Source organism: Bacillus salipaludis, assembly GCF_030938565.1.
Lineage (GTDB): Bacteria > Bacillota > Bacilli > Bacillales > Cytobacillaceae > Neobacillus > Neobacillus salipaludis_A.
Map to the genome: position 1 here is coordinate 3677218 of NZ_JAVGVR010000001.1, position 17289 is coordinate 3694506.

Here is a 17289-nt window from a genome sequence, read left to right on the forward strand (position 1 = left end):
TTACTTATCTATTAGTAAGCCTAAGTATATTCTCTGGTCATTTATACGTCAAATTAGAATTTAATTAGAATGCAATGAAGTATTAAGGCTATTAGTATTTGAAACGCAATAGTGCAAAGGGAATCTTCAACTTTCCAGGAAAAATAAAAGAGACGGCTATCCATATTCAGCCGTCTCTCTAATATATTCATTATTCCCCAGTGTTTTCAGGTGCAACTACTTTCCATATTGAGTTGACCTTACCATTTTCGCCTTCATCAAGGATAAACGACCCGTTTGAATAACGGTCACTTGAACGAATCTCTTCTGCGGTAATACTTTCTGTGTGCCCTTTTTCTGTTTGAATAAAAATCTTGTCATGTTCATTTGTTGTCACAAAGCCAATGACTCGATGTGGATTTGATTTTAGCTCCCTAAGGATGACAAGCCCTCGCTTTGCCCGCGATGCTTTTTCAAATTCCTTCAATTTCATCTTCTTAACAGATCCTCGCTGTGTCACGATGGTGATAGACTTATTACTATTTGGAGCGATCACCTTTCCTCCAACAACAAAGTCGTTGTCTTTTAGGTTAATCCCTTTTACACCCGCTGCGCGTGCCCCGACAATACTAATTTCTTCTTCAGCAAACCAAAGAGAATATCCAAGATGGGTGATTAGGAAGACATCCAGCGTACCATCTGTTAGATGAACATCAATGACTTGATCTTCCTCTTTTAGATTGATGCCGACTAGCGGCTTGGAGTAGCGCTGTGCTTTGTATGCTTTCAGTTCAGTTTTCTTCACCATACCATTTTTGGTTATAAAGACTAAATACGCATCCGCTTCGAAATCTTTTACTGGTATCGCCTTAATTATTTCTTCATCACGCTCAATTGGAATAATATTGGCGACATGCTGTCCAAGGTCCTTCCAGCGGATATCCGGAAGTTCATGAACAGGGCAGAATAGATAATTTCCCTTATTGGTGAAGAGAAGTAAAACATCTTTTGTGTTCATATCGAGCTGTGCTAATAAGCGGTCGGTATCCTTCATGGCCAAATCCTGCCCGTTTGATGCAGCATAAGAACGCTGGCTTGTCCGTTTCACATAGCCTTGTTTCGTAACGGTGACAATAACATCTTCGCTAGGAACCATAACTTCCAGATTAATTTTCAATTCTTCGATTTCCGCTTCAATTTTTGAACGGCGCTCATCAGCAAAGCGTTTTTTCACGTCTTTTAATTCCTTTTTAATCACGGAAAGGAGTTTTTTCTCGCTCGCCAAAATCGCTGTCCACTCCTCAATTTTCTTGGCTAGCTCTTCTGCTTCGCTTTGGAGTGCTGTAATATCTGTATTTGTTAAACGATAGAGCTGTAAAGAAACAATGGCTTCTGATTGCGGTTCGGTAAAGGCAAATTTTGCGATTAAGTTATCCTTCGCATCCCGCTTATCCTTTGATGCACGGATGGTGGCAATCACTTCATCGAGAATTGATAAAGCCTTCATTAAGCCTTCAACAATGTGCTGACGCTCCTTCGCCTTATTGAGCTCGAACTCAGTCCGTCTTGTCACCACTTCTTTTTGGTGTTCAATATAGGCATCCAGCAGTTCACGAAGGCCCATTTGTTTTGGCCGCTTATTATAAATCGCAACCATGTTAAAGTTATAGGTAACTTGCAAATCACTATTTTTATATAAGTAGTTTAATACGCCCTCTGCGTCTGCATCCTTTTTTAATTCAATGACAATTCTTAGCCCGGTACGGTCTGTTTCATCCCGAACCTCGGAAATTCCTTCAACTTTTCGGTCCAATCGAAACTCATCAATTTTTTTCACGAGATTTGCTTTATTGACTTCATACGGAATTTCCGTGATAACAATTTGCTGCTTGCCGCCGCGTATTTCCTCAATTTCGGCTTTACTGCGGACGATAATTTTTCCTTTACCAGTTTCATAGGCTTTTTTAATACCGTCAATCCCTTGAATAATTCCGCCGGTTGGAAAATCAGGCCCCTTGATGACGGTCATCAAATCCTCAACCGTTACATCAGGCTGATCCATTTTCATAATAACACCATCAATGACTTCTCCAAGATGGTGTGGCGGTATTTCCGTTGCATATCCTGCAGAAATACCGGTTGACCCGTTTACGAGCAGGTTAGGAAACATGGCAGGTAATACGGTTGGTTCTTTTGACGTATCATCAAAGTTCGGAATAAACTCGACGGTGTGTTTTTCGATATCACGCAGGAGTTCCGCCGCAATGGCTGATAATCTTGCTTCAGTATAACGCATCGCTGCAGGCGGGTCGCCGTCGACGCTTCCGTTATTTCCATGCATTTCGACAAGGACATTGCGAACCTTCCAGTCCTGACTCATCCGCACCATTGCTTCATAAACAGAAGAATCACCATGGGGATGATAGTTACCGATGACGTTACCAACTGTTTTCGCTGATTTTCGAAATCCTTTATCGTGTGTATTGCCTTCCACATGCATGGCATAAAGAATTCTTCGTTGTACCGGTTTTAAACCATCACGTGCATCCGGCAGGGCACGCTCTTGAATAATGTACTTACTATATCTGCCAAAACGATCACCAAGTACATCTTCTAAAGGCAAGTCACGAAATTTTTCAGTTGCGCTCATCTTCAGTTTCCCCCTCAGCGACCATGATGTTTTCATTTTCTAGTATCGTGTCTTGCTCATCTAAGGTAAACGCCACATTGCTTTCAATCCATTTCCGGCGCGGTTCTACCTTGTCACCCATAAGTGTAGTCACACGGCGTTCTGCTCTGGCAAAATCGTCGATTTTCACTCGGATTAATGTTCGGGTCTCAGGGTCCATTGTTGTTTCCCAAAGCTGGTCTGCATTCATTTCACCAAGACCTTTATAGCGCTGGATAATATAGCCGCGGCCCACTTTTTTGATGGCTGTCTGTAGTTCATCCTCGTTCCATGCGTATTCGATTACTTCTTTTTTTCCAGTTCCTCTGCTCACTTTATATAATGGCGGAAGGGCAATAAACACTTTACCCGCCTCTAGAAGCGGCTTCATATAACGATAAAAGAAGGTCAGTAAAAGTACCTGAATATGCGCCCCGTCTGTATCGGCATCAGTCATGATGACGATTTTATCGTAGTTAATGTCCTCTACGTTAAAATCAGCACCCACACCGCCGCCAACCGCATGGATAATTGTATTGATTTCCTCATTTTTAAAAATATCAGCTAGTTTTGCCTTTTCGGTATTGATGACTTTACCTCGTAAAGGAAGTACTGCTTGGAAACGGCGGTCGCGACCTTGTTTAGCGGAACCGCCAGCAGAGTCACCCTCGACCAAATAAAGCTCATTTCTTTGGGGATTCCTTGATTGTGCAGGAGTAAGTTTACCGGAAAGCACGGCTTCTGAGCGCTTGCGCTTTTTCCCGCTTCTAGCATCTTCCCGGGCCTTTCTTGCTGCTTCTCGGGCCTGGTAGGCTTTAATTGATTTCTTAATAAGTAATGAGCTGATATCAGGATTTTCTTCTAGAAAATAAGAAAGATGTTCTGATACAACACCATCAACTGCGGACCTTGCTTCACTCGTCCCCAATTTTCCTTTGGTTTGTCCTTCAAACTGCAAAAGTTCCTCTGGAATGCGGACCGAGATAATCGCTGAAAGACCCTCGCGAATATCAGCACCGTCAAGATTTTTGTCCTTTTCCTTCAATAGTGCAACCTTGCGCGCATAATCATTGAACACACGGGTCATAGCCGTCTTTGACCCTGCTTCATGGGTGCCGCCATCTTTTGTTCGAACATTATTGACAAACGAAAGTACGTTTTCGGAATAGCCATCGTTAAATTGAAAGGCAAATTCGACTTCAATCCCGTTTTGGGCACCTTCAAAGCTGACGACAGGATGCAGAACATCCTTTTCCTCGTTTAAATATTCAACAAACGCTTCAATTCCATTTTCGTAATGAAATATTTCGTGGACATCATGGCGTTCATCATGAATTTCTATTTTTAAACCTTTTAAAAGAAAGGCTGATTCTCTTAACCTCTCACATAATATTTCAAAATTATAAGTAGTAGTCGAAAAGATAGTTGGATCCGGCTTAAAGTGAATGGTCGTACCCGTCTGATTGGTTTTACCGATTTTCTCAAGCGTGGTAACCGGCTTTCCTCCATGTTCAAAACGCTGTTCATAAACAAAACCGTCACGTTTGATCGTTACGGTTAACCATTCTGACAAAGCGTTTACGACGGAAGCGCCTACTCCGTGCAGCCCGCCGCTCGTTTTATAACCGCCTTGACCGAATTTTCCTCCGGCATGCAGGACCGTTAAGATAACCTCAGGTGTTGGCTTCCCCATTTTATGCATTCCTGTTGGCATCCCGCGTCCTTTATCTACAACACTGATGGAATTATCTTTGTGTATTTTAACGATGATTTGATCACCAAAGCCGCCAAGTGCTTCATCGACGGAGTTATCGACAATCTCATAAACGAGATGGTGCAGACCTCGGGAATCCGTACTGCCGATATACATACCGGGACGTTTCCGGACAGCCTCCAAACCTTCTAGCACTTGTATGGCATCATCATTATAATCAAAAGCTTGCTGAGTTCTTGCCACTAAAATACCCCTTTCATCCCTTACAAAAGAAAACATAATTCTGTTTGCATATCTAATTAGTAAATGAATCATTCGTTTAAAAGAATTAAAAATCCTTTAAAAATTTTAAAATAGAACGAATGTTTGCCGACTTTATTTTATCACATTTCTTGCGGCGTCTATGCTTAATTGTAGCGATTTATTTCGATTTGGCAAATACGTTCTCTAAAAGAACATTATTTTATCATCCATATTTGACAATTTCCTTGGAAAATAAAAACAAAAAAACTGCTGTTTTTTAGCAGTTTTTAAAGTCACCTTTATTATTTTGTTAACGCATGCTCAACCTTAATACAGCGGTCCATGATGACGGTATAACCCTTTTCCTTTAAAAATTGATAGGCTTCTTCATTCATGCATCCCTGCTGTGCCCAAAAGATATCGCTGTCAATTTCGTCAAATTCCTTGGCAACCTCCAATAATTGCTCAGAACGACGGAAGACATTGACAATATCGACATGTCCTTCGATATCCTTTAAGGAAGCTACCGCTTTTACACCAAGCGCTTCATCAATTGTTGGATTGACAGGAATGATCTCATACCCCGCCTTTTGCATGGCTTCGGATACCATGTATGAGGTACGATCCGGATTATTACTTAATCCAACCACTGCAATTCTCTTTGCTTTTTTTAATAGTGCGCCTAATTCTGCCCGGCTTGGATTTTCAATTGTCATTCATGCCACTTCCTTCATCTTTTTCTTTATTTTACCTCTTTCTCATGCGAAATCCAAAAAACAATGCTTATTTTTTCGTGTGTGTCTTGCATTTTGTAAGTTTTTCATATTGAGAATCACTTGAACCCATTCTTGAAGTGATTTTTGGAATGGAAAGTCGATATCGGGTTCCTTCACCGAAAGTGTCAGCAGTAATAGAACCATTCATGTTTTCAAGAATGACCTTGGTAATGTATAAGCCGAGTTTCGTATCCACGGACCAATTGGAATCACTTGCATCAAACATTTTTGATAGGAGTTCTGGTTCTGGTCCACCGGCATTATCCATGATTTCGGCGACAAGATGGTCGGTAGTTTCATTGATCGTGATAAATAATTTTCGATCTTTTATTTCATTATTTACAAATGTATCTCTTATATTGGTTAAGAGATTGAGGACCACCTGGCTAAATTCGTTAGAATATCCATAGGCCTTTTGCTGCTCCCGATACTCAAAGTAAACACGAATCTCGTGTTTTTTTAGAAAAAGGAGAATATGGACAATGCTGCCTCAATCGATTCTGCTAGTGAAAACGCACATTTTTCTTTACTTTGACGATAAAATTTTCGAAAATCTTGAATCGTGCCTGCCAGAAAATCAATTAATATCATACTCTCATTGGTAAATTGGTCCATGTATTGGGCGTTCATTTCCCCAAATCTTTGTGCATCTCTTATGTCTTTGATTAAAAGTGACAAGTGGTTAAGGGGCTGGCGCCATTGATGCCCAATGCTTGCAATGATTTCGCCCATCGCTGCATGTTTTGCTTGTTGAATCAGCATTTGGTCCTTTTGTCTGTTTTTTGTAATCTCATCTTGAATTCGGTTTTCTAACATTTGAATCATTGACTCATACTTTTCGGTTAGTTCTTGATAGGCATCATCACGATTCTCTAGCTTTTTCATAAACTACCACCGCCTTCATTGGTTGTTGATTATATGCAACAAACCGACCATTCCTTATGTCGAATTGGCCGGCTCTAATCTTTGAATTTTCCTTTTAATGGTTACTTAAATTATATTTTGGGATGTTGTTGCAAGCAATAAAGAATCAAATCTTTTGAAAAATCTCCATATTTTCGTAATGAAATTGCCTTTAATTGTTCTTTTTTGATTAGTTGCAGAGGTGATTTACGCTACAGGCACAAGCGGTTCGCGGGCGTTCCGGGGAGCCTCCTCGTCGCTTATGTGCCTGCGGGGTCTCCCCAGTTCCGTACTCCCACAGGACACTGAATTTGCTTCCTTGAATCCGCCAACGCTCGAAGAAAATGCGTTAGCATTTTCGAGGAGTCTTCGTGCCTTCCACTCTAATCATTATTGAACTTTAAAATAGCCTTTAATAAAAAATAACCAGCATTATGCCGGTTATTTTTTGGTGATGGATTTGTTTGTGTTCATGTTTAAGGCAACCCATGCATCTTTGTCTGCAAAGAATCTGGACCAGCTGGCGACACCTGCTAGGTCATATTTGGCTGCTAGGTCAGCCCGTTTTTTTAATGAAAGTTCATCCTCAATCCAAATTTTATACCTTATTTCCTCTTTTGCATCGTAGTATTCCGCATAGTTTTGACCGCTTTCCTCATCATAATTTGGCTTCAATTTCTTTTCCTTCAGCCATGAATTTACACGGTCCATTGTTAGTGCCTTTGCAGAAATCTTCTCAGTTCCATCCTTTTCCGTTTCAATCATCCATAGCCTAGCATATAAAGGCAAACCGAGAATCAACCGTTCATTCGGAAGCTCGGTTAATAATGACTGCAAATTCTTTTCAACCCACGGTAGACTGGCAACACTGCCCGCCCCCGAAGCTGCTCCCCAATGTTCGTCATATGCCATGACAATCAAATAATCAGCTAATTTGGAAAGCTTTTTTCGTTCATAAAAGGAGGACCAGTTGTTATTAACGCCTGCTGAGAAGGTAATATCCATAGAAACGATCAGCCCTGCTTCGTGCAAATAGGGAGCGGCTTCCCGCATCAATTGCGTGACCAATGGTCCATCTTCGCTATTAACATTTTCAATATCAAAATTAATTCCCTGCAGCTTGTACATTTTACTGAATAGCAGCAGTTGGCGGATGATTTTTTGACGAGTTTCATAGTCTTTTAGTGCATCATGGGTTAGTTCCGGGTCAAAGCCATTAGAAAACAATCCCCAAACCTGATAACCTTTTGATTTTGCCCATTTACTGTAGGCAAGGGAGGCAAGATTTTTAATCGACCCACCTTTGTCTTCAAGTGAAAACCATGTTGGTGAAACGACATTCACCCCTGCCATATCAGGAATATGAGATGGGTTAGGATTTTTTGCATAGACTGCTTCCCATGTTAATTGGACCGGTCCGTTTATTTTCTTAGGAGGTACCTGTTTACTTTCCCGATTAATTCTAATGGTTACCGTTTCCTGTTTATGGACAAAGTCTTTTTTGATATAGCCACTAATACCTGATTGGTTGCGAACGAGATAATATCCGTCTCTCTCTTCCTCTATCCAAACAGGTTCCTGTTTTTTCATTTGTACGGTATAGGGTGCCTTTAGTGATGGCTTTGTTCTAAGTCTTAGTTTTTCCTCGTTGGTATCGTCGGATATGAGTTGACCTTTTACCAGTTTCTCACCATTCCTTTGAATCCAGATAGCGTCACTATCTTGCAGTTTTCGATATTGGATCGGATATAAAAATAAGATAGGATCAAGAGCAACGAAAATTTCTCCATCATCTGTTTTAATCGGTGACATTTGCAGCTTAACCGGTTTCTGATTCACGAAATAGGTTAAGGAATCCGTAGGCATTTGTATGACTTTATCTGCCGTTGTGATAATGACCGAATGCGACTTTTCATCGTAGACAATGCTTTTATCGATATTTTCCTGTAATAAAGAAAGTGGAATATAAACAGTGGTCCCTTCAAGTAAGGCATTTCCCTCCTGCTGTTTATTAAATAGAATCGGATATGTACCATGAAAATAGGCCGTTTTTTCTTTCGATGCGAAAGGATAAAGGATTAAGAGAATCGAAGAAATAATCAGCAAAATGGCGATAACCAATCCACCTATCATCCATTTCGGTGATAATTTTTGATTCTTATAGTATTCAACGCGTGCCATGTTTCTTTTTCCCCCTTATGACTATCGTAAAGTATCGAAATGGAATTGAGAAGGTACTTTTTCCTTTTTCTGATAGAACTTTATCGGAAATCTACATTTTCGCTCTTAAAATAAAGGAAGGATGGCGTTTTCGTAAATCCATGATAAAATAAATACACTGGATCTATTTGTAGAAGGAGATAAAAGTAAATGGTTCAAATTATTTTGTGCATGATCCTTGCTTATTTGCTGGGCTCGATTCCGTCCGGATTAATCATCGGAAAAGTATTCTATAAGACAGATATTCGTGAGCACGGCAGCGGTAATTTAGGTGGAACGAATACCTTTCGAACACTGGGTGTAAAAGCTGGACTGGCTGTGACACTTGCAGATATATTAAAAGGCACCCTAGCAGCCTACCTGCCGCATATTTTTGGTCTTGATTTAAATGTATTAATCTTTGGGATTTTTGCGATTATCGGTCATACCTATCCGATTTTCGCCGGCTTCCGCGGCGGAAAAGCAGTGGCCACATCAGCCGGTGTCCTGTTATGCTATGCTCCGCTTCTATTTTTAACGGTATTGGTTGTCTTTTTTATCAGTTTGTATATCACAAAATATGTTTCACTTTCATCAATGATTGCAGGTGTGTGCGCAGTGATTTATGCAATTTTTCTTAAGGACATTCCTTTAATCATTGTCGTCATTTTTATGGCCACGTTTGTTATTTATCGTCATCGGGCAAATATTAAACGGATTATCAATAAAACAGAGCCGAAAGTGAAATGGCTGTCACGTAATCATTGAACAAGAGCACAAAGCTCTTGTTTTTTTCATAAAATCTTCAAATTCGCTGCCATAAAAATGATAGGAACTACGATAAGATAGATGTAAGGGCTATCATATTATGGAGGGATTTTTATGCAGAGTGTGAAAGAACTGATTAGTTTTTCAACAACAATTTCAGAAAGTACAGACCCAAACGAGTTTTTAATTCAATTTTCCTCCTGTGAATCTTTTAATGAGCGCGAAAAGCCGATTAAGCTGACAAAAAACTTTGATGAATTAATTGATTTTCTTGAAGAACTGGAACAATGAAAAAAGTGGAGCGTTTATGCTCCACTTTAAATTTTTAATAGTTGAAAACGGTTTTTTCCAAGTACATCTTTGACATAATCAAGCTTTGTATGATCAAAGTAGACATAATCTTTTTCATGAATAAGGATTTTTAAATCGTCAAATGTAAACAATTGGTCACCTTGTATTTTCCGCTCTTCCAGAGACAGATTAAGCTTTGGACCCCCTCAGCCAATTCCCATTGTTAAGCGAACGAACAGCTCTTCATCAGGCGTCTGTTTTTCGGACTCTACAATCTTCTGTAAAACTTGCCCGGCACTGCCAGTGATTTTAAACATCGTCACAACTCCTAAGTTTTTATTTAATAATTCGACAAAAAACTGTAAAATAATACATATATATTATCTCAATCAGTATATTTTTAAAACGAATATGCTTAATTCCACATAGTAAGGAGCAAGTATGAAAAAGAAAACACCTATTTTATCGATTTTTATTATTATTTTCTGCGTTTGCATCGCCGCCGTTCTTGTGATTCAGCAACGCCAAAATCAAAAAGCTGATGCAAAGGTTCATCTGACAAACCTAAATTCTCTCCGGTCACAGCCTGTGTTGGGGCGCAGTGTTAGTGAGAAAATAACCATTGGGGCTATCGGCGATATACTGATGCACGATCGAGTCTATCAGTATACGTACAATGGGCACCGATACAATTTTGACCCGCTATTTTCAGATGTGAAAAGTTTACTTCAAAAGCCTGACATATTGACAGCCAATCAAGAAAGTACATTGGGCGGGCTAAAACTTGGACTCTCAAGCTACCCAACATTTAATAGTCCGCATGAGGTTGCCGATGCGCTTGTACATACTGGTGTTGATATTGTTTCCACTGCGAATAACCATTCCTTAGATAAGGGTGAAAGAGGAATTGACTCGGAAGCGAAATATTTAAACAGTATTGGTCTTCCGCATGTTGGCAGCTTTATTGACGAAGAGGACCGCCAAAAATTAAGAATTCTTGATAAAAATGGAATCAAAATTGCGTTTCTTGCTTATACCTACGGGACAAACGGGATTCCTATTCCGGATGATAAGGATTTTCTTGTGAATCTTATTAATCGCGATCTAATGAAAGACGAAATCCATCGGGCGAAAAAAATAGCCGATGTTGTAGTAATGAGCATTCATTGGGGGAATGAATATCAACGCTTTCCTACTGACGAGCAAAAGAATTTAGCTCAATTTCTGGCAGACGAAGGTGCAGACATTATTTTCGGTTCCCATCCACATGTCTTGCAGCCAATGGATTGGATTAAAACAAAGGACGGGCGGAAGGCATTTGTCGTTTACTCATTAGGTAATTTTATTTCCGGCCAATCCAAAGATTACAAAGACATCGGGGGTCTAGCCACCATTGATATTTCTAAACAGGTTTCGGAAGAAGGCACTTCCATCACCTTATCAAATCCGCGCTTTTACCCAACCTTTGTATCAAAAAAGAAACATTATAAAGTTTATCCAATGGAAAAAGCCGGCCCATTCGGTCTCTCCAATCCCGAAGCAAAATATAAAGAAATCCAAAATCATATGTTTCAATGGCTCCGTTAATTCGGAGTCTTTTATTTTTTGAGAAGGTATTTTACTCGATTTCTGTGAAGAATAGCAATATAATGTGTGGTATGGATTTAGAAAGGAGTTTCACATGAATATTCAAATTAGCAAGGAAGCGGCGGCTTGGTATAAAGAGGAACTCGGCTTAGCAAATGGTGATTATCTACGGTTTTTTGCTCGTTATGGCGGGTGCAGCAACGTACAAAGCGGTTTCTCATTAGGAGTTTCCAATGAAGAACCGATTAATTTAGCTGTAAAAAAAGAGGCTGAAGGGATTACCTTTTATATTGAAGAAAAAGATGAATGGTATTTCGATGAGCATGACCTAGTCGTTGAACTTCCAGCTGGATCTGATGAGCCTGTGATTGATTACAAAAAGGCTACCCTTTAATTTTTTAGGGAAGAACGTAATTGAGGTATATCCGTCCGAGATTTTGGAAGGACTCTATTATTGGATGGTTAGTGAATTTTGTCCTTCCAGGATAGTTGGAAGGACACTTTTTTTGATATTCAAGAGATTTTTGTCTTTCCGGGCTTGCCGGAAGGACACTTTTTTTATATTCAAGAGATTTTTGTCTTTCCAATATTGCCGGAAGGACACTTTTTTTATATTCAAGAGATTTTTGTCTTTCCAGGATTGCCGGAAGGACACTTTTTATAAATTCCAGCAAATTTTGTCCTTCCGCTCCACGGATAAAATTCACTCCCAAATATGATCAAGCAGGCCTTCTGCTTGGAGTATTTCCTTTTGCCGCTTGCCAAGCAGGTCAAAATGGGAATAGCCATCCTTTCGGTGATCAATCCATTCCCTTTTAAGTCCGTATTTACTACCCCATTCTGCTAATTTTTCCAGATCATTACAGCCTACTTTGGTAACGGTTTTGTATTCTGGGAAGCGCTCATCAAGCCAATAATGGGTCAAAAAAGCAATTTCACCGTGATCAATTTTCCGTTTCCACTCATTCAGTTCGTCTCTTCTAATCCCAAACGCCATCCCTGCTCACCCCAGTTACAGATTACTTTTTCTTAATTTCCTCGTATTTCAAAAACCATTCCGGAAATGCCTTCTTAAAAGAAGTTGGCCGGAAATTCTCTTTTTTAACAATGATATGGGTGGTGGTGCCAGTTGCACAAACTTCTTCTTCCCCATTTACAATCGAATATCCGTATACGGTTTTAATGCCATCGTTCAATTCCACCCATGTTTTCACAAACCCCTTATCTCCATAGCGGAGAGGTTTTTTATAGGTACACTGAACATCATAAACAGGAGCAAAATAACCGGCTTCCTCCATAGCAACATAGTTATAGCCAAGGTCTTCAATGATGCCTGTCCGGCCAAGCTCAAAAAATTTTAGGTAATTTGCGTGATAGATGACTCCCATGGCATCTGTATCCGCATAGTAAAGCTGAATTTCTCTTGTTGAAACAAAATATTGATCCACTTTCAACCATTCCTTTTATTTAATTTCTATTTTTTTTAAGGCGACCGTTACATCTTCAGGCGTAATAAAATTGACCTGGTCCGCTAGTTCTTCAACTAATCGTTCCTTCATCAGCCTTAGTGCCTGAGCTTGAATCATTTCATCTACCAAGTTTGTTGCAAAACGCCCATTACCATTGAATTTTTTCGCATCAAGAGTATCTTTTAATAATTCACGAGCTTCACTTATGATTTGATATTGAAACCCTTCTGCATAGGCGTCCATGATTGCTAACAGTTCTTCCGGTGAATAATCAGGGAAAAGAAAGAACTTCTTAAATCTTGACCTTAGTCCTGGATTACTTTCGAGGAGATGGTCCATTTCATTCGGGTAACCTGCCAGAACCACCACAAGATTTTCGTTTTGCTTCGTCATTTCGTCCACTAGTGTATCGATGACTTCTTTTCCAAAATCCTGGCTAGAGTGCCCTAGCAAGGAGTAAGCTTCATCAATAAAAAGAACTCCCCCTAATGCTTCTCTGATTTTCTTTTTCGTTTTACTAGCCGTTTGTCCCACGTATCCGGCCACAAAATCTGCCCGGCTGGCAACGATTAAATGGCCTCTTTTTAAAATGCCGCAATCCCGTAAGAGTTCAGCATAGATTTGTGCTACCGTGGTTTTACCTGTTCCGGGATTTCCGGTAAAAACTGCATGTAGCTGAATAGGAACGGTTGGAAGCTTTTGCTTTCTTCGATATTGCTGCATTTTAACAAAGGAGATGAGGGATTGAATCTCATCTTTTAATGATTCCAGTCCAATTAAACGGCCTAATTTATCATAGGGGGAAACCATATTCTCCGTTTTTTCAATTAAGAAGTCTTCTTTTCCCAGGATCATGAAATGAAAAAATTCCGGAATATTTTCTTTGGAGCCCTTTTTAAAAATAGCATCTAAAACTATGTTGCGGACGGTCCTGGCGTTCCCAAAAGTATCATCCACCCTTTCTTTCTCCAGCCGATGCTGAATCTCGATTTTGGCGTCTTCAGTCAGAATATAGTCATTCTCATCCGCAATTTTTTCAGCAATCATCACTAACTCTTCATTTGAATAGTTTGGTAAGTGGAGAAGATTGGATTGTGGAAAGCGGCTTCGTAATCCAGGATTGGCATCTAAAAACGAGCGCATCTCTTCCGGATAGCCGGCTAAAATAACGGCAAATCTTCCGCCAAATTCCTGCCCTGTCATAAGTGAAACGAGCGTGTCAATCGCTGTTTGACCATAGTCATTTCCAGCCTGCCCGTCGCGTTTCAAGCTATAAGCTTCGTCAATAAAAAGCACTCCGCCAATCGCCCGTTCCACAACTGCCCGGACATTTTCTTCCGTTTGACCAACATAGGAGCCTACTAATTGTGCACGGTCCACTTCGATTACTTCCTCCCTCGGTAAAACTCCGAGCTCGTGATAGATCCTGGCAAGTAGTCGAGCAATGGTTGTTTTACCGGTTCCGGGATTTCCGGTTAAGACCATATTAAGAATTAACTCATCCTTTATGTGAAAGCCATGTTCTTTGCGGTGTTTTTGATATTTCAAAAACCGGTAAAAATCATTTACTCGTTTTTTCACTTGTTCCATGCCAATCATTTCATTTAATTGGTCAAGTGCATTTTTTTCAAGTTTTCTTTCCTGCGGTTCTTTCTCGAGGAAAACTGTCTGCCACCGCTTTTTTAAATCTTCTAATGCGGATAATTGGGTTTTTAATTCCTCGTAATAGGTGGATGTATGAAAGACTCCTGTAATCGATTGATCGTATTCTATTGCTGCTTTGTGGAGGTCTCCAACGATTTTAACGGCTTCTTGAAGATATTCGGAAAGTAATTGGTACTTTTCATAGAGCTCTATGTTATCAATTGTTGAAGCAATGTCCCTATTGTTTTCGAGTTCTTTTAGATGCTCATCCGTTTCTTCTAAAAAAACTGTGCAAATATGTATATATTCTTCTGCAATTTTCTTTTTAGCTGTCCGATTATCTGTTTCTCTAATGGAGGGAAAGGAAAGTGGGATAAATAAATGCTCTTTCTTTTTCCATTCAAATTGGATGAAAAATTCTTTTGCTTGTGAATTGGTTGGATCTAATTCAAGAGCTTTCTCCATCATGAGGACAGTAAGAGTTTGCTGCTTTTTGCGGCCAATCCGTGAAAGAGCAGTAAGGGTAAGCAGTTTTGAAAGAAGCTGTGGATTGCTTTCCTTATGTAATGCCTCGATTAGTTGGCTTTCCTCTGCAACATAGCCTTTATTACTCAGCTCGGTTTCCCAGTTTACCATTTCTTGTTGAATCACCTTCATCACTTCTTTTTCCTAATTTCCTTTTCTATATTACCATAAGCACTAATGATTCAGGAAATTAAAAAGAAAGACCTGTCGCAAAGGACAGGTCTCCGATTATTGATTGATTTCATCCTGAATTTCAGATTTAAATGATTGAATACTTTCACGGCGGCGATCATTTTTTGCTTCGATTTGCTGGCGTTGTGTTTCGCTGTCGGTAAATTGTAGGGATTCTTCTGCTTGATGGATATTTTGTTCTGTGTCTGCAATCATCTTTTGTAATTTTTCAGCGTTATCGCTGCGATCATCTGGTTTTGGCTGGTTGTTATAAGTCATTTTTAATTCCTCCAATTAAAGTTGTTCGTGATACAGATATAGTTTGTAACGAAGCGCGAAAAATATCACAAAAAATTTAAAACAAAAAAAGACCCGCTGCTAAGTAGTTAGCGACGAGTCTCGATTTCATTATTCGCCTTTTGTTTGGATTACCTGGGCGTGTTTGCCAGATGTATCCTGCATTTTTTTTCCTTTGTTTCCGCCAAAGCCACGTGATTGTGTACCAATATGGTTAGGAACAAAATGTTCACCTTTTCCATTTGCATTCGTCATTTATATCCCTCCTCATATACAGTTTAACCTGTTTAGAGGAGTTCATAATTGGTAATGACTGAAAGTTTACTCAGCTTTTCCGAGGCGTTTTGCTTCAATTCGTTCTTCGATTTTTTCCAATGCAGCATGGTCCTTCATTAATTGATTTTTATTTTCAGAGACAAGCTCTGCAAAGGAGCGTTTTCTAGGTTTTCTCATGTCTTTCACCTTCCTTACTCACTATTCTATCAGGTATTATTCCCGAAAACCGATGAAATTATTACAACTTTTTGAAAATTTTATTTTTTAAAACAGCTAAAAGAAAAACATTGGCTAGTTGGCCAATGTTTTAATGTAACTTATTTGCAAATTGTTTCATTTGGGCTAATTCCATTCCACCGGTAAATTTATTTTCAATTATTCCTTTTCTGTTAATAAAATACGTTGTGGGTATTGATAAAATTTGATATGTCTCATTTACATGATCGTCCGCATCAAGAAGAATCGGGAACGTAATTTTATTTTTATTAACAAAACCTTTGACATCTAATTGCGGATCAATATTAACGGCAAGAATAACAAGGTCTTTATCTTTTTCTTTATAGAATTTTTCCATAGCAGGCATTTCTGCTTTACAAGGAGGGCACCAGGTTGCCCAGAAATTTAGCATGACTTTCTTTCCTCTTAAATCAGAAAGCTTAATTTTATCACCTGTAAGGGTTTTTAATTCAAAATCAGGTGCTTGTGCCCCGACTTTCAGTCCATCTTGAGCAGTTGTTTGTGTTGTTGTGCTTTCGGGTTCTGACTTTTTATCCATCGCTTGAACAATTGCTACTGTAAGCAAAGTGATTAATACGACTGCGGCAATTACTTTTTTAACCATCCCCGAAACCTCCTTTGTCCCAATGTTGTGCTATTTCGATTTTACACTATAAACTCTGTTGAAACAAAGATTGGATATGCCAAATCTGTGAACATTTCCTGTTCAAAAGAAAAAGCAAGCTCAGGTGGCTTGCTTTAATTCTGTATTTTTAAAGCTTCTATCACATTTTTCGATACCTTTTCAACAATCAAATTTAAATCATGTTCAGATAATGTGTATTCTACACCCTTTGATTTTTTAATGGCGTGGGAACCTTCAGGAGCGTCAGAACCAATTGGTGTTTCGCCCATGATTCCCATTGCCCTTTTCATATCCACAAGTCTCTGTACGTGCTTTTTCGAAAGTTCACGATCACCACTAATTTGTTTACTAATCCAATTTATTTTTGCGCTAAATTCAAGTGATTCCATCAAATAATAGGCATGCTCTAAACTTGTTCCCCATGTCAGGGCGCCGTGATTTTCGAGGAGCACCCCTTGATGGGTATGCACATGCTTTTTAACGGCATTTGGGATTTCCTCCGTTGATGGTGTACCATATTCCGCAATCGGAATCTTCCCTAAGTAAACAACCGATTCGGGCATAATGGCTTGATCAAGCGGGATTCCGGCAATCGCAAATGCGGTTGCATAAGGTGGGTGAACATGAACAACAGAATGAATATCTGGACGTTCTCGATAGACTAGCAGATGCATTTTCATTTCGGAAGTGGGTTTAAAATCCCCTTCAAGAACATTACCCTGACCATCGACCTTCACAATCATTTCCGGTGTCATATACCCTTTACTCATCCCGGTAGGTGTAATGAGGAATTCGTTCTCGCTGATACGAGTGGAAATGTTGCCGTCATTGGCGGCAACAAAGCCTTTTTGATAAACCCTTTTTCCAATTTCACATATTTGCTGCCTAAATTTAATTTCCGTAATCATCGGCATCCT

At 39.6% G+C, this 17289-nt stretch carries 19 protein-coding genes; 4 read left to right on the forward strand and 15 right to left on the reverse strand.

Annotated elements, in window-relative coordinates:
* Positions 1 to 190: 190 nt before the first annotated feature.
* The 6 genes from parC to RCG21_RS18295 all read right to left on the reverse strand — a co-directional run bounded on the left by parC (position 191) and on the right by RCG21_RS18295 (position 8464).
* Complete coding sequence (gene parC / locus RCG21_RS18270) at positions 191 to 2629, reverse strand: DNA topoisomerase IV subunit A (RefSeq protein ID WP_308913566.1); 2439 nt, start codon at positions 2627 to 2629, stop codon at positions 191 to 193.
* Positions 2616 to 4604 carry a DNA topoisomerase IV subunit B gene (gene parE / locus RCG21_RS18275; protein WP_133336920.1) on the reverse strand — a complete coding sequence of 663 codons (1989 nt, stop codon included), beginning with the start codon at positions 4602 to 4604 and terminating at the stop codon, positions 2616 to 2618. Before parE ends, parC begins: the two co-directional genes overlap by 14 nt.
* Positions 4605 to 4906: 302 nt before the next feature.
* The gene (locus RCG21_RS18280; RefSeq protein WP_133336918.1) at positions 4907 to 5320 is read right to left on the reverse strand and encodes a CoA-binding protein; all 414 of its coding nucleotides are present in this window, start codon (positions 5318 to 5320) and stop codon (positions 4907 to 4909) included.
* A 67-nt stretch (positions 5321 to 5387) separates the two neighbouring features.
* Complete coding sequence (locus tag RCG21_RS18285; protein WP_308914279.1) at positions 5388 to 5864, reverse strand: ATP-binding protein; 477 nt, start codon at positions 5862 to 5864, stop codon at positions 5388 to 5390.
* On the reverse strand, positions 5840 to 6265 hold the full coding sequence (locus tag RCG21_RS18290) for a sensor histidine kinase (protein WP_308913567.1): 426 nt from the start codon (positions 6263 to 6265) through the stop codon (positions 5840 to 5842). Before RCG21_RS18290 ends, RCG21_RS18285 begins: the two co-directional genes overlap by 25 nt.
* Positions 6266 to 6724: 459 nt before the next feature.
* A complete protein-coding gene (locus RCG21_RS18295; protein ID WP_308913568.1) occupies positions 6725 to 8464 on the reverse strand; it encodes a glycosyl hydrolase family 18 protein in 1740 nt (579 codons plus the stop codon).
* A gap of 189 nt (positions 8465 to 8653) precedes the next feature.
* Between RCG21_RS18295 and plsY the strand changes: the two genes are divergently transcribed.
* Together plsY and RCG21_RS18305 are read left to right on the forward strand one after the other, a co-directional pair.
* Entirely contained in the window at positions 8654 to 9250 is a 597-nt protein-coding gene (gene plsY, locus RCG21_RS18300) for a glycerol-3-phosphate 1-O-acyltransferase PlsY (protein ID WP_133336911.1), read from the forward strand.
* Positions 9251 to 9364: 114 nt separating this feature from the next.
* Positions 9365 to 9541 (forward strand): hypothetical protein, encoded by a 177-nt coding sequence (locus RCG21_RS18305; RefSeq protein WP_165976320.1) that lies wholly within the window; start codon positions 9365 to 9367, stop codon positions 9539 to 9541.
* A 26-nt stretch (positions 9542 to 9567) separates the two neighbouring features.
* Here the strand turns inward: RCG21_RS18305 and RCG21_RS18310 are convergent, their stop codons facing one another.
* The gene (locus RCG21_RS18310; RefSeq protein WP_268884115.1) at positions 9568 to 9693 is read right to left on the reverse strand and encodes a hypothetical protein; all 126 of its coding nucleotides are present in this window, start codon (positions 9691 to 9693) and stop codon (positions 9568 to 9570) included.
* Between the two features lie 289 nt (positions 9694 to 9982).
* On the opposite strand from RCG21_RS18310, the gene RCG21_RS18315 reads away from it, so the two are divergent.
* A complete protein-coding gene (locus RCG21_RS18315) occupies positions 9983 to 11128 on the forward strand; it encodes a CapA family protein (RefSeq protein WP_133336909.1) in 1146 nt (381 codons plus the stop codon).
* 94 nt (positions 11129 to 11222) lie between these two features.
* Positions 11223 to 11522, forward strand: coding sequence for a HesB/YadR/YfhF family protein (locus tag RCG21_RS18320; RefSeq protein WP_133336907.1), 300 nt, complete (start codon positions 11223 to 11225; stop codon positions 11520 to 11522).
* A gap of 309 nt (positions 11523 to 11831) precedes the next feature.
* On the opposite strand, the gene RCG21_RS18325 is transcribed toward RCG21_RS18320, so the two are convergent.
* From RCG21_RS18325 to RCG21_RS18360, 8 genes are all read right to left on the reverse strand, one after another.
* On the reverse strand, positions 11832 to 12125 hold the full coding sequence (locus tag RCG21_RS18325; RefSeq protein ID WP_308913569.1) for a hypothetical protein: 294 nt from the start codon (positions 12123 to 12125) through the stop codon (positions 11832 to 11834).
* Positions 12126 to 12147: 22 nt separating this feature from the next.
* Positions 12148 to 12576, reverse strand: coding sequence for an acyl-CoA thioesterase (locus RCG21_RS18330; RefSeq protein WP_035424694.1), 429 nt, complete (start codon positions 12574 to 12576; stop codon positions 12148 to 12150).
* A gap of 15 nt (positions 12577 to 12591) precedes the next feature.
* A complete protein-coding gene (locus RCG21_RS18335) occupies positions 12592 to 14898 on the reverse strand; it encodes an AAA family ATPase (protein ID WP_133336903.1) in 2307 nt (768 codons plus the stop codon).
* A gap of 96 nt (positions 14899 to 14994) precedes the next feature.
* The gene (gene tlp / locus RCG21_RS18340) at positions 14995 to 15216 is read right to left on the reverse strand and encodes a small acid-soluble spore protein Tlp (RefSeq protein ID WP_026576410.1); all 222 of its coding nucleotides are present in this window, start codon (positions 15214 to 15216) and stop codon (positions 14995 to 14997) included.
* Positions 15217 to 15345: 129 nt separating this feature from the next.
* The gene (locus tag RCG21_RS18345; protein WP_026576411.1) at positions 15346 to 15489 is read right to left on the reverse strand and encodes an acid-soluble spore protein N; all 144 of its coding nucleotides are present in this window, start codon (positions 15487 to 15489) and stop codon (positions 15346 to 15348) included.
* A gap of 66 nt (positions 15490 to 15555) precedes the next feature.
* Positions 15556 to 15687, reverse strand: coding sequence for an FbpB family small basic protein (locus tag RCG21_RS18350; protein WP_026576412.1), 132 nt, complete (start codon positions 15685 to 15687; stop codon positions 15556 to 15558).
* 130 nt (positions 15688 to 15817) lie between these two features.
* The gene (locus tag RCG21_RS18355; protein WP_133336901.1) at positions 15818 to 16351 is read right to left on the reverse strand and encodes a redoxin domain-containing protein; all 534 of its coding nucleotides are present in this window, start codon (positions 16349 to 16351) and stop codon (positions 15818 to 15820) included.
* Between the two features lie 134 nt (positions 16352 to 16485).
* The gene (locus RCG21_RS18360) at positions 16486 to 17280 is read right to left on the reverse strand and encodes a class II aldolase/adducin family protein (protein ID WP_133337234.1); all 795 of its coding nucleotides are present in this window, start codon (positions 17278 to 17280) and stop codon (positions 16486 to 16488) included.
* Between the last annotated feature and the right edge of the window lie 9 nt (positions 17281 to 17289).

What these genes read in the sequence shown, in the direction of transcription:
- RCG21_RS18315 (WP_133336909.1), top strand. Translation starts at nt 9,983, where the DNA reads ATGAAAAAGAAAACACCTATTTTATCGATTTTTATTATTATTTTCTGC.
- RCG21_RS18305 (WP_165976320.1), top strand. Translation starts at nt 9,365, where the DNA reads ATGCAGAGTGTGAAAGAACTGATTAGTTTTTCAACAACAATTTCAGAA.
- RCG21_RS18290 (WP_308913567.1), bottom strand. Translation starts at nt 6,265, where the DNA reads ATGAAAAAGCTAGAGAATCGTGATGATGCCTATCAAGAACTAACCGAA.
- tlp (WP_026576410.1), bottom strand. Translation starts at nt 15,216, where the DNA reads ATGACTTATAACAACCAGCCAAAACCAGATGATCGCAGCGATAACGCT.
- RCG21_RS18335 (WP_133336903.1), bottom strand. Translation starts at nt 14,898, where the DNA reads ATGAAGGTGATTCAACAAGAAATGGTAAACTGGGAAACCGAGCTGAGT.
- RCG21_RS18360 (WP_133337234.1), bottom strand. Translation starts at nt 17,280, where the DNA reads ATGATTACGGAAATTAAATTTAGGCAGCAAATATGTGAAATTGGAAAA.
- RCG21_RS18350 (WP_026576412.1), bottom strand. Translation starts at nt 15,687, where the DNA reads ATGAGAAAACCTAGAAAACGCTCCTTTGCAGAGCTTGTCTCTGAAAAT.
- parC (WP_308913566.1), bottom strand. Translation starts at nt 2,629, where the DNA reads ATGAGCGCAACTGAAAAATTTCGTGACTTGCCTTTAGAAGATGTACTT.
- RCG21_RS18325 (WP_308913569.1), bottom strand. Translation starts at nt 12,125, where the DNA reads ATGGCGTTTGGGATTAGAAGAGACGAACTGAATGAGTGGAAACGGAAA.
- plsY (WP_133336911.1), top strand. Translation starts at nt 8,654, where the DNA reads ATGGTTCAAATTATTTTGTGCATGATCCTTGCTTATTTGCTGGGCTCG.
- RCG21_RS18320 (WP_133336907.1), top strand. Translation starts at nt 11,223, where the DNA reads ATGAATATTCAAATTAGCAAGGAAGCGGCGGCTTGGTATAAAGAGGAA.
- RCG21_RS18295 (WP_308913568.1), bottom strand. Translation starts at nt 8,464, where the DNA reads ATGGCACGCGTTGAATACTATAAGAATCAAAAATTATCACCGAAATGG.
- RCG21_RS18355 (WP_133336901.1), bottom strand. Translation starts at nt 16,351, where the DNA reads ATGGTTAAAAAAGTAATTGCCGCAGTCGTATTAATCACTTTGCTTACA.
- RCG21_RS18345 (WP_026576411.1), bottom strand. Translation starts at nt 15,489, where the DNA reads ATGACGAATGCAAATGGAAAAGGTGAACATTTTGTTCCTAACCATATT.
- RCG21_RS18280 (WP_133336918.1), bottom strand. Translation starts at nt 5,320, where the DNA reads ATGACAATTGAAAATCCAAGCCGGGCAGAATTAGGCGCACTATTAAAA.